This window comes from Streptomyces sp. NPDC048441, assembly GCF_043200235.1.
GTDB lineage: Bacteria > Actinomycetota > Actinomycetes > Streptomycetales > Streptomycetaceae > Streptomyces.
In genome coordinates this window covers 245,156-256,981 of record NZ_JBICXM010000006.1, presented here as the reverse complement: position 1 = coordinate 256,981, position 11,826 = coordinate 245,156, and the positions used below count along the sequence as shown (strand labels likewise).

Annotated in this window: 19 protein-coding genes and 2 pseudogenes; 18 read left to right on the top strand and 3 right to left on the bottom strand. The window is 66.0% G+C overall.

Going from position 1 to position 11,826, the window contains the following annotated elements; genetic code table 11:
* The first annotated feature begins 87 nt into the window (after positions 1–87).
* Entirely contained in the window at positions 88–1,281 is a 1,194-nt protein-coding gene (tuf, locus tag ACGFSB_RS17420; protein WP_393399569.1) for an elongation factor Tu, read from the top strand.
* 184 nt (positions 1,282–1,465) lie between these two features.
* Here tuf and ACGFSB_RS17415 read toward each other — a convergent pair whose 3' ends face one another.
* The 3 genes and pseudogenes from ACGFSB_RS17415 to ACGFSB_RS17405 form a co-directional block, all read right to left on the bottom strand.
* Entirely contained in the window at positions 1,466–2,053 is a 588-nt protein-coding gene (locus tag ACGFSB_RS17415) for a Uma2 family endonuclease (RefSeq protein WP_393399567.1), read from the bottom strand.
* A gap of 49 nt (positions 2,054–2,102) precedes the next feature.
* The gene (locus ACGFSB_RS17410; RefSeq protein WP_393399564.1) at positions 2,103–3,008 is read right to left on the bottom strand and encodes a helix-turn-helix domain-containing protein; all 906 of its coding nucleotides are present in this window, start codon (positions 3,006–3,008) and stop codon (positions 2,103–2,105) included.
* 246 nt (positions 3,009–3,254) lie between these two features.
* Positions 3,255–3,653 (bottom strand): annotated as a pseudogene (locus tag ACGFSB_RS17405) (ATP-binding protein); the annotation flags it as partial.
* Between ACGFSB_RS17405 and ACGFSB_RS17400 the strand changes: the two are divergent.
* From ACGFSB_RS17400 to rpsH, 17 genes and pseudogenes are all read left to right on the top strand, one after another.
* Positions 3,593–3,769, top strand: a pseudogene (locus tag ACGFSB_RS17400) (DUF397 domain-containing protein); the annotation flags it as partial. The pseudogenes ACGFSB_RS17405 and ACGFSB_RS17400 sit on opposite strands and share 61 nt — an antisense overlap.
* Before the next feature lie 499 nt (positions 3,770–4,268).
* Positions 4,269–4,577, top strand: coding sequence for a 30S ribosomal protein S10 (gene rpsJ / locus ACGFSB_RS17395; protein WP_003948644.1), 309 nt, complete (start codon positions 4,269–4,271; stop codon positions 4,575–4,577).
* 13 nt (positions 4,578–4,590) lie between these two features.
* Positions 4,591–5,235, top strand: coding sequence for a 50S ribosomal protein L3 (rplC, locus tag ACGFSB_RS17390; protein WP_383319515.1), 645 nt, complete (start codon positions 4,591–4,593; stop codon positions 5,233–5,235).
* A gap of 7 nt (positions 5,236–5,242) precedes the next feature.
* A complete protein-coding gene (rplD, locus tag ACGFSB_RS17385) occupies positions 5,243–5,899 on the top strand; it encodes a 50S ribosomal protein L4 (RefSeq protein ID WP_393399561.1) in 657 nt (218 codons plus the stop codon).
* Positions 5,899–6,315: a 50S ribosomal protein L23 gene (rplW, locus tag ACGFSB_RS17380; RefSeq protein WP_351170411.1), complete on the top strand. Its 417-nt coding sequence runs from the start codon at positions 5,899–5,901 to the stop codon at positions 6,313–6,315. The genes rplD and rplW overlap by 1 nt, the downstream gene beginning before the upstream one ends.
* Before the next feature lie 39 nt (positions 6,316–6,354).
* The gene (rplB, locus tag ACGFSB_RS17375) at positions 6,355–7,191 is read left to right on the top strand and encodes a 50S ribosomal protein L2 (RefSeq protein ID WP_363311042.1); all 837 of its coding nucleotides are present in this window, start codon (positions 6,355–6,357) and stop codon (positions 7,189–7,191) included.
* A gap of 12 nt (positions 7,192–7,203) precedes the next feature.
* Complete coding sequence (gene rpsS, locus ACGFSB_RS17370) at positions 7,204–7,485, top strand: 30S ribosomal protein S19 (protein ID WP_393399557.1); 282 nt, start codon at positions 7,204–7,206, stop codon at positions 7,483–7,485.
* Positions 7,486–7,526: 41 nt separating this feature from the next.
* Positions 7,527–7,874 (top strand): 50S ribosomal protein L22, encoded by a 348-nt coding sequence (gene rplV / locus ACGFSB_RS17365; RefSeq protein WP_016645177.1) that lies wholly within the window; start codon positions 7,527–7,529, stop codon positions 7,872–7,874.
* Positions 7,874–8,716 carry a 30S ribosomal protein S3 gene (gene rpsC, locus ACGFSB_RS17360; protein WP_160506663.1) on the top strand — a complete coding sequence of 281 codons (843 nt, stop codon included), beginning with the start codon at positions 7,874–7,876 and terminating at the stop codon, positions 8,714–8,716. The genes rplV and rpsC overlap by 1 nt, the downstream gene beginning before the upstream one ends.
* 5 nt (positions 8,717–8,721) lie before the next feature.
* On the top strand, positions 8,722–9,141 hold the full coding sequence (gene rplP, locus ACGFSB_RS17355) for a 50S ribosomal protein L16 (RefSeq protein ID WP_135332557.1): 420 nt from the start codon (positions 8,722–8,724) through the stop codon (positions 9,139–9,141).
* A complete protein-coding gene (gene rpmC, locus ACGFSB_RS17350; RefSeq protein WP_003998824.1) occupies positions 9,141–9,365 on the top strand; it encodes a 50S ribosomal protein L29 in 225 nt (74 codons plus the stop codon). Before rplP ends, rpmC begins: the two co-directional genes overlap by 1 nt.
* The gene (gene rpsQ / locus ACGFSB_RS17345; protein WP_055564830.1) at positions 9,365–9,649 is read left to right on the top strand and encodes a 30S ribosomal protein S17; all 285 of its coding nucleotides are present in this window, start codon (positions 9,365–9,367) and stop codon (positions 9,647–9,649) included. The genes rpmC and rpsQ overlap by 1 nt, the downstream gene beginning before the upstream one ends.
* A gap of 107 nt (positions 9,650–9,756) precedes the next feature.
* On the top strand, positions 9,757–10,125 hold the full coding sequence (rplN, locus tag ACGFSB_RS17340) for a 50S ribosomal protein L14 (protein WP_073768975.1): 369 nt from the start codon (positions 9,757–9,759) through the stop codon (positions 10,123–10,125).
* Positions 10,126–10,127: 2 nt separating this feature from the next.
* Entirely contained in the window at positions 10,128–10,451 is a 324-nt protein-coding gene (gene rplX, locus ACGFSB_RS17335) for a 50S ribosomal protein L24 (protein ID WP_160506664.1), read from the top strand.
* A complete protein-coding gene (gene rplE, locus ACGFSB_RS17330) occupies positions 10,451–11,008 on the top strand; it encodes a 50S ribosomal protein L5 (RefSeq protein ID WP_249588332.1) in 558 nt (185 codons plus the stop codon). Before rplX ends, rplE begins: the two co-directional genes overlap by 1 nt.
* 5 nt (positions 11,009–11,013) lie before the next feature.
* A complete protein-coding gene (locus ACGFSB_RS17325; RefSeq protein WP_003948630.1) occupies positions 11,014–11,199 on the top strand; it encodes a type Z 30S ribosomal protein S14 in 186 nt (61 codons plus the stop codon).
* A gap of 224 nt (positions 11,200–11,423) precedes the next feature.
* Positions 11,424–11,822: a 30S ribosomal protein S8 gene (gene rpsH / locus ACGFSB_RS17320; protein WP_393399550.1), complete on the top strand. Its 399-nt coding sequence runs from the start codon at positions 11,424–11,426 to the stop codon at positions 11,820–11,822.
* Positions 11,823–11,826 lie beyond the last annotated feature (4 nt).

The following is an 11,826-nucleotide window of genomic DNA, read 5'->3' as shown; positions in this document are numbered from 1 at the left end:
CGGGTGCCCCGGGCCCCGGGCATCCCAGCAAAGATCACCTGGCGCCGATGAAGCAAGGCGTACAGAACCACTCCGCAGGAGGACCCAGTGGCGAAGGCAAAGTTCGAGCGGACTAAGCCGCACGTCAACATCGGCACCATCGGTCACATTGACCACGGTAAGACGACCCTCACGGCCGCCATTACCAAGGTGCTGCACGACGCGTACCCGAACCTGAACGAGGCCTCGGCCTTCGACCAGATCGACAAGGCTCCCGAAGAGCGCCAGCGCGGTATCACGATCTCGATCGCGCACGTCGAGTACCAGACGGAGACCCGTCACTACGCCCACGTCGACTGCCCCGGTCACGCGGACTACATCAAGAACATGATCACGGGTGCGGCGCAGATGGACGGCGCCATCCTCGTTGTCGCCGCGACCGACGGCCCGATGCCGCAGACCAAGGAGCACGTGCTCCTGGCCCGCCAGGTCGGCGTTCCGTACATCGTCGTCGCCCTGAACAAGGCCGACATGGTGGACGACGAGGAGATCCTGGAGCTCGTCGAGCTCGAGGTTCGTGAGCTCCTCTCCGAGTACGAGTTCCCGGGCGACGACCTTCCGGTCGTCAAGGTCTCGGCTCTCAAGGCGCTCGAGGGCGACAAGGAGTGGGGCGACTCCATCCTCAACCTGATGGCCGCCGTCGACGAGTCGATCCCGCAGCCCGAGCGTGACGTCGACAAGCCGTTCCTGATGCCGATCGAGGACGTCTTCACGATCACCGGTCGTGGCACCGTCGTCACCGGTCGTATCGAGCGTGGTGTCCTCAAGGTCAACGAGACCGTCGACATCATCGGCATCAAGACCGAGAAGACCACCACCACGGTCACCGGCATCGAGATGTTCCGCAAGCTGCTCGACGAGGGCCAGGCCGGTGAGAACGTCGGTCTGCTCCTCCGTGGCATCAAGCGCGAGGACGTCGAGCGCGGCCAGGTCATCATCAAGCCCGGTTCGGTCACGCCGCACACCGAGTTCGAGGCCCAGGCCTACATCCTGTCGAAGGACGAGGGTGGCCGTCACACCCCCTTCTTCAACAACTACCGCCCGCAGTTCTACTTCCGCACCACGGACGTGACCGGCGTCGTGACCCTCCCCGAGGGCACCGAGATGGTCATGCCGGGCGACAACACTGAGATGACCGTTGAGCTCATCCAGCCCGTCGCGATGGAAGAGGGCCTGAAGTTCGCCATCCGTGAGGGTGGCCGGACCGTCGGCGCCGGCCAGGTCACCAAGATCAACAAGTAAGCTTCTCGCTTGCTTGAAGATCGGGGAGACCCGGTCGCTCTGAACTGAGCGCATCGCAGTACAGGTAGTACAAGCAGTACACGCAGTAACGGAAGGGCCCGTACGACTTCGGTCGTACGGGCCTTTTTGTGTGGGCGGGGTCTGACCCTGGCTGGACCTTTGCTCCCCCGCACCGCCGCGGAGCTCAGGAGTAGAGCGGGAGCGCCTCGGTGGAGATGGTCCACTCGGCGAGGGTGATGTCCTCGCCGTAGACGAAGTCCTTGCGGGTGGCGTAGCGCGGGCCCTGGGGTGTCGGATGGATCTCGGAGAGGACCGCTCCGGTGCCCGTGCGCGGGTCGAAGATCGCGTAGATGGGGATTCCCAGGAGTGGGTAGTCGCGCATCTTGCTCACCCAGTCGTTGTCCGGACTGGAGCGGGAGACGACTTCGATGGCGGCGATGAGAGTGCGCGGGTCGAAGGAATCCTGGACCTCCATGTCCGCCTCGGCGATCACCATGATGTCCGGGTGGCGCATGATCCCGCCGGGCTGGTCCTCCACATCGGGCGTCCCCGTATGGGCGACCAGCTCCTCCGGCATCACCTTCTCCAGGCGCTTGCGGACGCGTAGAGCGGTCAGCTCGTGGGGTCCGACGGGCGACATCAGGTCGTGGACGATCCCTTCCAGGGTGATCTCGAACTTGCCGGGAAGGGCGTCCCCCATGTGAACGACGGCGTCGCGCATCGCCTGGTACTGGGAGCTGCCCTGTCGTGCGCTGTGCGGCGTGACGGTCATGGCGTGCGCTCCTCGTTCGTACCCAGGGGCAAGGGTCGTCACGTTCATGCTAGGCGGCCGCTCCGAGGACGGGACGACACCCGCCGCAGTGGCCCGGAGCGGGGGCGCGGAAGGCGCGGTCGCAGGTGTCGCAGTTCTGGAGCGGGTGCCGGACGGGTGGTGGTGCGGGCGCGGCCAGGGGCGTGGGCGGCAGCAGTGCTGCCAGGCGGTGGGCCAGGAGGGCGGCCGGGTGGCGGGGGCCATCGGGGGGCAGGTCGCTGGTCAGGGCGTGGCGTACGGCGGCGGGGGGCACGTCACGCTCCAGCCAGGCGGCTACGCCGGGGGCGAGATGGGCCGTGTCGCGGGTGGTGAGGAGGAGGCGGGGGTCGTGGCGGCGCAGGTCCGCGAGGAGGTCGGTGGCCTGGCTGAGGAGGGGCGGGGCCGGGTAGGCCGGGTGCGGTACGGCGGGGAGGGGGCGGGGTTGCTTGCGCGGCTGGGGGTGTGAGTGTGGGGCCGGGTGCTCCGGCCGCGTTGGGGTGTGTGTGCGGGGTGGGCTGGCGTGCGGCTGGTTGCAGGACGTCGTGCGGGTGATGATGCGGCCCGCTGCGGTGCGTTCGCGGTCGCGGCGCAAGTAGCCGTGGGTCTCCAGCTCGCGCAGGGCGCCGGCGATACGGGTGGCGCCCTCCGGGAAGCGGGCGGCGAGCGTCTTGATGTCGGCGCGGGCCCCTGCGGGCAGCGACTGGATGTGGCAGCCGATGCCGATGGCCAGGAGGGAGAGCTCCTGGTGCTGGGTGAGGTGGTTGCCGATCACCGTGAAGCGAGTGGTGTGGCGGGTGTTTTCGTGCGCGATGCCCGAGGGGCGCGCAGCGGTGGAGCGCGCGCGGCCGAGGGGGCGGCGGGTCGCTCGTGCGTGGGGTTGATTGCCGCCTACGGCGGACTGGGCGCGCGGGGGCGCGCTAGGGTTCTGGGTATCCATCGGGAAGCCTTTTCTTCCTCGGTGGTCAGGCCCTCGCTTCGGGATTGCAGTCCCGGCGGGGGCCGTCGCATGTCTGCTGTTGTTTTGCCTACTAGGGCTGAGAGTAGGGCAGTTGGGGGATCGAAAATCCAGCTGAGCCGGTGATGTTCACTCTCGTGAGTGAGCGGGGTCCTCGGTGTTGCCGGTGGCATCCGGGCGGGCGGTGGGCTGAGGTGGGGTGGGGTTTGGTGGGGTTCTTTCTCCCTCTCAGGTTTCTTGGGGAAAGGCGCCCGTGGCACCGGAGCACGAGGGGACGGGTTCCGGCGGCGTGAGGGTCAGTTCGGCCCAGACGGCCCAGACGGCCCAGACGGCCCAGACGGCCCAGACGGCCTTGCGGGGGTAGCGGTCCTCCGTCACTCCCCAGCGGTGTGCCAGTGCCTCGACGAGCAGCAGTCCGCACCCTGACTCGACCTCGGGGGAGGGGAGTTGGGGTGCGGGGAGCCGTTCGGGGCGGGTGTCTGCGGCCTCGATGCGGAGGGTGTCGGCGGTGGCGTAGAGCGCGAGCCGGAAGTCACGGCCGGGGTCGTAGTCGTGAGTGGCGGCGTTGGCGGTCAACTCGGCGACGATCTGGCGGGCCGGGCGTCCTGGTCCGCGATTCCAAGAACGCCCAGGGCCCCCGTTTCGCCGTAGGCGGCACGGCGTGGACGGACTTCGTGACGTACGCCTCCGGCCGATGCATCGCTTCGTGTGTGTGTGTGGGGCTGACCATGCGCGCAACGTAGGGCCCTGCGGGAAAGGGGCAGCGGCATATGCCAATGGCTCACCGGAACGAGTGAGCGCGAGCCGGGAGTGGGGCCCAGGTTTGACCTGCGGCACGCACCGGGTACGCTGCCCAGCTTCGATTAGCCAGGCCCATGCCCCGTATGGCAGACTGTCGGGGTTGCTCGGTTGAGTGCCGATGCTGCGCGCCTCCCGCCGGGAGGACCGGAAGCGAGTCCCACAGTACTCGTCGCCCCATCTGCCGATGGTTGTCAAGACCGCAGGCAGCACTGGAGCGGACGTACGGGAATCTTCTGGGAAGCGTGGGCGGGGTACCAGCCAGGCACCCGGTGGGTTTCTTCCCCCGGCCAGCGGTCCTTGGGCCGCGATCCCACAGCAGTGGATTTCCTTCGGGAGATTCCGTCAGTGAGATTGCGACACGCCCGACCGCGTGGGTCGGTCAGAAGATGAATGGAACACCGGGTTCCAGAGCGTTTCGAGAGACAGGACTACCAAGTAGCCATGGCGGGACAGAAGATCCGCATCCGGCTCAAGGCCTACGACCACGAGGTCATCGACTCTTCGGCGAAGAAGATCGTCGAGACGGTGACTCGCACTGGTGCGTCGGTCGCAGGCCCGGTGCCGCTGCCCACTGAGAAGAACGTGTACTGCGTCATCAAGTCGCCGCACAAGTACAAGGACTCTCGCGAGCACTTCGAGATGCGCACGCACAAGCGCTTGATCGACATCCTCGACCCGACTCCCAAGACCGTTGACTCGTTGATGCGCCTGGACCTTCCGGCCGGCGTCGACATCGAGATCAAGCTCTGAGAGGCGCGGACAGATGACTAAGCAGATCAAGGGCGTCCTGGGCGAGAAGCTCGGCATGACCCAGGTCTGGGACGAGAACAACCGTGTCGTCCCGGTCACCGTCGTCAAGGCCGGACCCTGCGTCGTTACCCAGGTCCACACCAATGACTCCGACGGCTACGAGTCGGTCCAGATCGCCTTCGGCGAGATCGACCCTCGCAAGGTGAACAAGCCCCTCAAGGGTCACTTCGCCAAGGCCGACGTGACTCCCCGCCGCCACCTGGTGGAGATCCGCACCCCTGGAGCCAGCGAGTACACGCTGGGCCAGGAGATCACTGCGGAGGTGTTCGAGTCCGGCGTCAAGGTTGACGTCACGGGCAAGAGCAAGGGCAAGGGCTTCGCCGGTGTCATGAAGCGTCACAACTTCAAGGGACTCGGCGCGGGTCACGGAACCCAGCGCAAGCACCGCTCTCCCGGTTCCATCGGTGGCTGTGCCACCCCGGGCCGTGTGTTCAAGGGCCTCCGCATGGCGGGCCGTATGGGCAACGAGCGGGTCACCACCCAGAACCTGACCGTTCACGCCGTTGACGCGGAGAAGGGTCTGCTGCTCATCAAGGGCGCAGTCCCCGGTCCGAACGGTGGCCTCGTCCTGGTCCGTACCGCGGCCAAGGGGGTTTGAGGAACCGATGAGCACCATTGACATCCTTTCGCCGGTAGGCGACAAGGCCGGGACGGTCGAGCTCCCCGCGGAGATCTTCGACGTAGAGAAGATCAGCATCCCGCTTCTCCACCAGGTCGTTGTCGCCCAGCTGGCCGCTGCCCGTCAGGGCACGCACAAGACCAAGCGCCGCGGTGAAGTCCGCGGTGGTGGCAAGAAGCCGTACCGCCAGAAGGGCACCGGCCGCGCGCGCCAGGGTTCGACCCGTGCGCCGCAGTTCGCAGGCGGTGGCGTCGTCCACGGCCCGCAGCCGCGTGACTACTCGCAGCGGACCCCGAAGAAGATGAAGGCCGCGGCCCTGCGCCACGCCCTCACCGACCGGGCCCGCAACGCTCGTATCCACGTTGTCACCAACGTGGTCGAGGGCGACATCTCGACGAAGGCCGCGAAGACGCTGCTCGGCAAGGTCAGCGAGCGCAAGAACGTGCTCCTGGTCATCGACCGTGCGGACGAGACTTCGCTGCTCTCCGCTCGCAACCTGCCCCAGGTGCACATCCTGGAGCCGGGCCAGCTGAACACGTACGACGTTCTCGTCTCGGACGACGTGGTCTTCACCAAGGCCGCCTTCGAGTCCTTCGTGTCTGGCCCCAACAAGGCCGATGAGACCGAAGGGAGCGAAGCCTGATGGCTACGCGTCACCCGAGCATCGCCCCCAAGGCGGCCAAGGTCGCCAAGGCAGCGCGCCTCGCCAAGGCGAAGCGCCACGCCACCGAGGGCAAGAACACCGTTGAGACTCCGCTGAGCAAGTCCTTCACGGACCCCCGTGACGTTCTCGTCAAGCCGGTCGTCTCGGAGAAGAGCTACGCGCTTCTCGACGAGGGCAAGTACACCTTCGTCGTGGCGCCGGGCGCCAACAAGACCCAGATCAAGCAGGCCGTCGAGGCGGTCTTCTCGGTCAAGGTCACCGGGGTCAACACGATCAACCGGCAGGGTAAGCGCAAGCGGACCAAGACCGGTTTTGGCAAGCGCGCTGACACGAAGCGCGCCATCGTGACCCTCGCTGAGGGCGACCGTATCGACATCTTCGGCCAGGCCTCCTAACGGAGCGCCCTGGTCCGAATATCGGACGAGGACTGAGAAATGGGAATCCGCAAGTACAAGCCGACTACGCCGGGCCGTCGTGGCTCCAGCGTCGCCGACTTCGTCGAGGTCACGCGGTCCACGCCGGAGAAGTCGCTGGTCCGCCCGCTGCACAGCAAGGGCGGCCGTAACAACGCCGGTCGTGTGACCGTTCGCCACCAGGGTGGCGGACACAAGCGCGCCTACCGAGTGATCGACTTCCGTCGTCACGACAAGGACGGCGTGCCGGCGAAGGTCGCGCACATCGAGTACGACCCGAACCGCACCGCGCGCATCGCGCTCCTGCACTACGCGGACGGCGAGAAGCGCTACATCCTGGCCCCCCGCAACCTGTCGCAGGGTGACCGGGTGGAGAACGGACCGGGCGCGGACATCAAGCCGGGCAACAACCTGGCCCTCCGCAACATCCCGGTCGGTACGACCATCCACGCCATCGAGCTCCGGCCCGGCGGCGGCGCGAAGTTCGCCCGCTCCGCGGGTGCCTCCGTGCAGCTGCTGGCGAAGGAGGGCACTATGGCCCACCTTCGTATGCCGTCCGGTGAGATCCGGCTGGTCGACGCCCGCTGCCGCGCCACGATCGGCGAGGTCGGCAACGCCGAGCAGTCGAACATCAACTGGGGCAAGGCCGGCCGTAAGCGCTGGCTGGGCGTTCGCCCGACCGTTCGCGGTGTGGCGATGAACCCGGTCGACCACCCGCACGGTGGTGGTGAAGGCAAGACCTCCGGTGGTCGTCACCCGGTCTCGCCGTGGGGTCAGAAGGAGGGTCGTACTCGTTCGCCGAAGAAGGCGAGCAGCAAGTACATCGTCCGCCGCCGCAAGACGAACAAGAAGCGCTAGGAGCGGGTTTAGATGCCGCGCAGTCTCAAGAAGGGACCCTTCGTCGACGGACACCTCATCAAGAAGGTGGATGTCCAGAACGAAGCAGGTTCCAAGAACGTCATCAAGACCTGGTCCCGACGCTCGATGATCGTCCCGGCCATGCTGGGCCACACGATCGCGGTGCACAACGGCAAGATCCACATCCCGGTGTTCGTCACCGAGGCGATGGTCGGCCACAAGCTCGGCGAGTTCTCGCCGACTCGCACCTTCCGCGGCCACGTCAAGGACGACCGGAAGTCGAAGCGCCGCTAGCGCGGGGTGGAACGACTATGACTTACACCGAAGGGACAACCATGGAAGCCAGGGCCCAGGCGCGGTACATCCGCGTCACGCCCATGAAGGCCCGCCGAGTGGTGGACCTCATCCGTGGCATGGATGCCACGGAGGCTCAGGCGGTCCTGCGTTTCGCCCCGCAGGCCGCGAGCGTGCCGGTTGGCAAGGTGCTTGACAGCGCCATCGCCAACGCTGCACACAACTACGACCACAGTGACGCCTCTTCGCTGGTCATCAGCGAGGCGTACGTGGATGAGGGCCCGACCCTGAAGCGGTTCCGTCCGCGTGCTCAGGGCCGTGCCTACCGGATCCGTAAGCGGACCAGCCACATCACCGTGGTCGTCAGCAGCAAGGAAGGAACCCGGTAATGGGCCAGAAGGTAAACCCGCACGGGTTCCGGCTCGGCATCACCACCGACTTCAAGTCGCGTTGGTACGCCGACAAGCTGTACAAGGACTACGTCAAGGAAGACGTCGCCATCCGCAGGATGATGACGTCCGGCATGGAGCGCGCCGGCATCTCGAAGGTTGAGATCGAGCGCACCCGTGACCGCGTGCGGGTGGACATCCACACCGCGCGTCCCGGCATCGTCATCGGCCGCCGTGGCGCCGAGGCCGACCGCATCCGCGGCGACCTCGAGAAGCTCACGGGCAAGCAGGTCCAGCTGAACATCCTCGAGGTCAAGAACCCCGAGGTCGACGCTCAGCTGGTCGCGCAGGCCGTTGCGGAGCAGCTGTCCTCCCGCGTCTCCTTCCGTCGCGCCATGCGTAAGAGCATGCAGTCGACGATGAAGGCCGGCGCCAAGGGCATCAAGATCCAGTGTGGCGGCCGTCTCGGCGGCGCCGAGATGTCTCGCTCGGAGTTCTACCGCGAGGGCCGCGTGCCCCTGCACACCCTCCGTGCGAACGTCGACTACGGCTTCTTCGAGGCCAAGACGACCTTCGGCCGTATCGGCGTGAAGGTCTGGATCTACAAGGGCGACGTCAAGAACATCGCCGAGGTCCGCGCCGAGAACGCCGCGGCCCGTGCGGGTAACCGCCCGGCCCGTGGTGGCGGCAACGACCGCCCGGCCCGTGGTGGCCGTGGTGGCGAGCGTGGCGGCCGCGGCCGCAAGCCGCAGCAGCAGTCCGCGCCGGCTGCCGAGGCCCCCAAGGCCGACGCTCCCGCCGCAGCTGCCGCTCCGGCTGAGAGCACCGGAACGGAGGCCTGACCGACATGCTGATCCCTCGTAGGGTCAAGCACCGCAAGCAGCACCACCCCAAGCGCAGCGGTATGTCCAAGGGTGGTACGCAGGTTGCGTTCGGCGAGTACGGGATTCAGGCCCTCACTCCGGCGTACGTGACCAACCGCCAGATCGAGGCGGCTCGTATCGCGATGACCCGCCACATCAAGCGTGGCGGCAAGGTCTGGATCAACATTTATCCGGACCGCCCGCTGACGAAGAAGCCCGCCGAGACCCGCATGGGTTCCGGTAAGGGTTCCCCCGAGTGGTGGGTCGCGAACGTCAAGCCCGGACGGGTGATGTTCGAGCTGTCCTACCCGAATGAGAAGACTGCGCGTGAGGCGCTTACCCGCGCTGCTCACAAGCTTCCGATGAAGTGCCGGATTGTTCGGCGCGAGGCAGGTGAGTCGTGATGTCGGCCGGTACCAAGGCGTCCGAGCTGCGCGAACTGGGTGACGAGGAGCTTCTCGCGAAGCTCCGCGAAGCCAAGGAAGAGCTGTTCAACCTCCGCTTCCAGGCGGCGACCGGTCAGCTCGAGAACCACGGTCGGCTCAAGGCCGTCCGTAAGGACATCGCGCGGATCTACACCCTGATGCGTGAGCGCGAGCTGGGCATCGAAACGGTGGAGAGCGCCTGATGAGCGAGAGCAACGTGACTGAGACCAAGACTGACCGCGGATTCCGCAAGACCCGTGAGGGTCTGGTCGTCAGCGACAAGATGGACAAGACCGTCGTCGTCGCTGTCGAGGACCGCGTGAAGCACGCGCTGTACGGCAAGGTCATCCGCCGTACCAACAAGCTCAAGGCGCACGACGAGCAGAACGCTGCCGGCGTCGGCGACCGCGTCCTCCTGATGGAGACGCGTCCGCTGTCGGCGACCAAGCGCTGGCGCATCGTCGAGATCCTCGAGAAGGCCAAGTAATTCCGAGGGGTTTTCCTCTCGGATCAGTTCCGCCAGGCTCGGTGGGGGCCGGCTCCCGTAAGGGATAAGGCCCCCGCCGGGAACCGGCAGACAAACAGGAGATAGACGTGATCCAGCAGGAGTCGCGACTTCGGATCGCCGACAACACGGGTGCGAAGGAAATTCTCACCATTCGTGTTCTCGGTGGCTCGGGTCGCCGCTACGCGGGTATCGGTGACGTCATTGTCGCCACCGTCAAGGACGCGATCCCCGGTGGCAACGTGAAGAAGGGTGACGTCGTCAAGGCGGTCATCGTTCGCACCGTCAAGGAGCGCCGCCGTCCCGACGGCTCGTACATCCGCTTCGACGAGAACGCCGCCGTCATTCTGAAGAACGACGGCGACCCTCGCGGCACCCGTATCTTCGGCCCGGTGGGCCGTGAGCTGCGCGAGAAGAAGTTCATGAAGATCATCTCGCTCGCGCCGGAGGTGCTGTAAGCATGAAGATCAAGAAGGGCGACCTGGTTCAGGTCATCACCGGTAAGGACAAGGGCAAGCAGGGCAAGGTCATTGCCGCTTACCCGCGCGACGAGCGCGTCCTGGTCGAGGGTGTCAACCGGGTCAAGAAGCACACGAAGGCCGGCCCGACCGCCAGCGGTTCGCAGGCCGGCGGCATCGTGACGACCGAAGCCCCTGTCCACGTCTCCAACGTCCAGCTGGTCGTGGAGAAGGACGGCAACAAGGTCGTCACGCGTGTCGGTTTCCGCTTCGACGATGACGGCAACAAGATCCGCGTTGCCAAGCGGACGGGTGAGGACATCTGATGACGACCACCACCACTCCGCGTCTGAAGACGAAGTACCGCGAGGAGATCGCGGGCAAGCTGCAGGAAGAGTTCTCGTACGAGAACGTCATGCAGACCCCGGGTCTCGTCAAGATCGTGGTCAACATGGGTGTCGGCGACGCCGCCCGTGACTCGAAGCTCATGGACGGTGCCGTCCGTGACCTGACCACCATCACGGGTCAGAAGCCGGCCATCACCAAGGCCCGGAAGTCCATCGCGCAGTTCAAGCTGCGCGAGGGTCAGCCGATCGGCTGCCACGTCACGCTCCGTGGCGACCGCATGTGGGAGTTCCTGGACCGCACCCTGTCGCTCGCGCTTCCGCGCATCCGCGACTTCCGTGGTCTGTCCCCCAAGCAGTTCGACGGCCGTGGCAACTACACCTTCGGTCTCACGGAGCAGGTCATGTTCCACGAGATCGACCAGGACAAGATCGACCGCGTCCGGGGTATGGACATCACCGTGGTCACCACGGCGACCAACGACGCTGAGGGCCGTGCCCTTCTCCGTCACCTCGGCTTCCCCTTCAAGGAGGCGTAACCGAGATGGCGAAGAAGGCACTTATTGCCAAGGCTGCTCGTAAGCCCAAGTTCGGTGTGCGCGGCTACACCCGCTGCCAGCGCTGTGGCCGTCCGCACTCCGTGTACCGCAAGTTCGGCCTGTGCCGCGTCTGCCTTCGTGAGATGGCTCACCGTGGCGAGCTGCCGGGCGTGACCAAGAGCTCCTGGTAATTCCCCTCTGTCCTTAGGGACTTGGGAATTACTGGAGGCTCTCGGTAAGTATCTGGTCGGTAGGTAGCCCACCCCTCTATGCCTTAGGCTAGGAGGGTTGGGCGCCTGCCGCCCTGACCGACTTACTACGCCGTAGGTCCCCGCGCCGCACCCGTCCCGCCTCTGAGTGGGGAGAGGGATGGCGCAGATAGGAAACCACGGCGAGAGAGGCCGAAGGCCAATTCATGACCATGACTGATCCGATCGCGGACATGCTGACTCGTCTGCGTAACGCGAACTCGGCGTACCACGACTCCGTGGCTATGCCGCACAGCAAGATCAAGTCTCACATCGCGGAGATCCTCCAGCAGGAGGGCTTCATCACGGGCTGGAAGGTCGAGGACGCCGAGGTTGGCAAGAACCTCGTTCTCGAGCTGAAGTTCGGCCCGAACCGTGAGCGCTCCATCGCGGGCATCAAGCGGATCTCCAAGCCCGGTCTCCGGGTTTACGCGAAGTCCACCAGCCTGCCGAAGGTTCTGGGTGGCCTGGGAGTGGCGATCATCTCCACGTCCCACGGTCTCCTGACCGGCCAGCAGGCAGGCAAGAAGGGCGTAGGTGGGGAAGTCCTCGCCTACGTCTGGTAGTCGG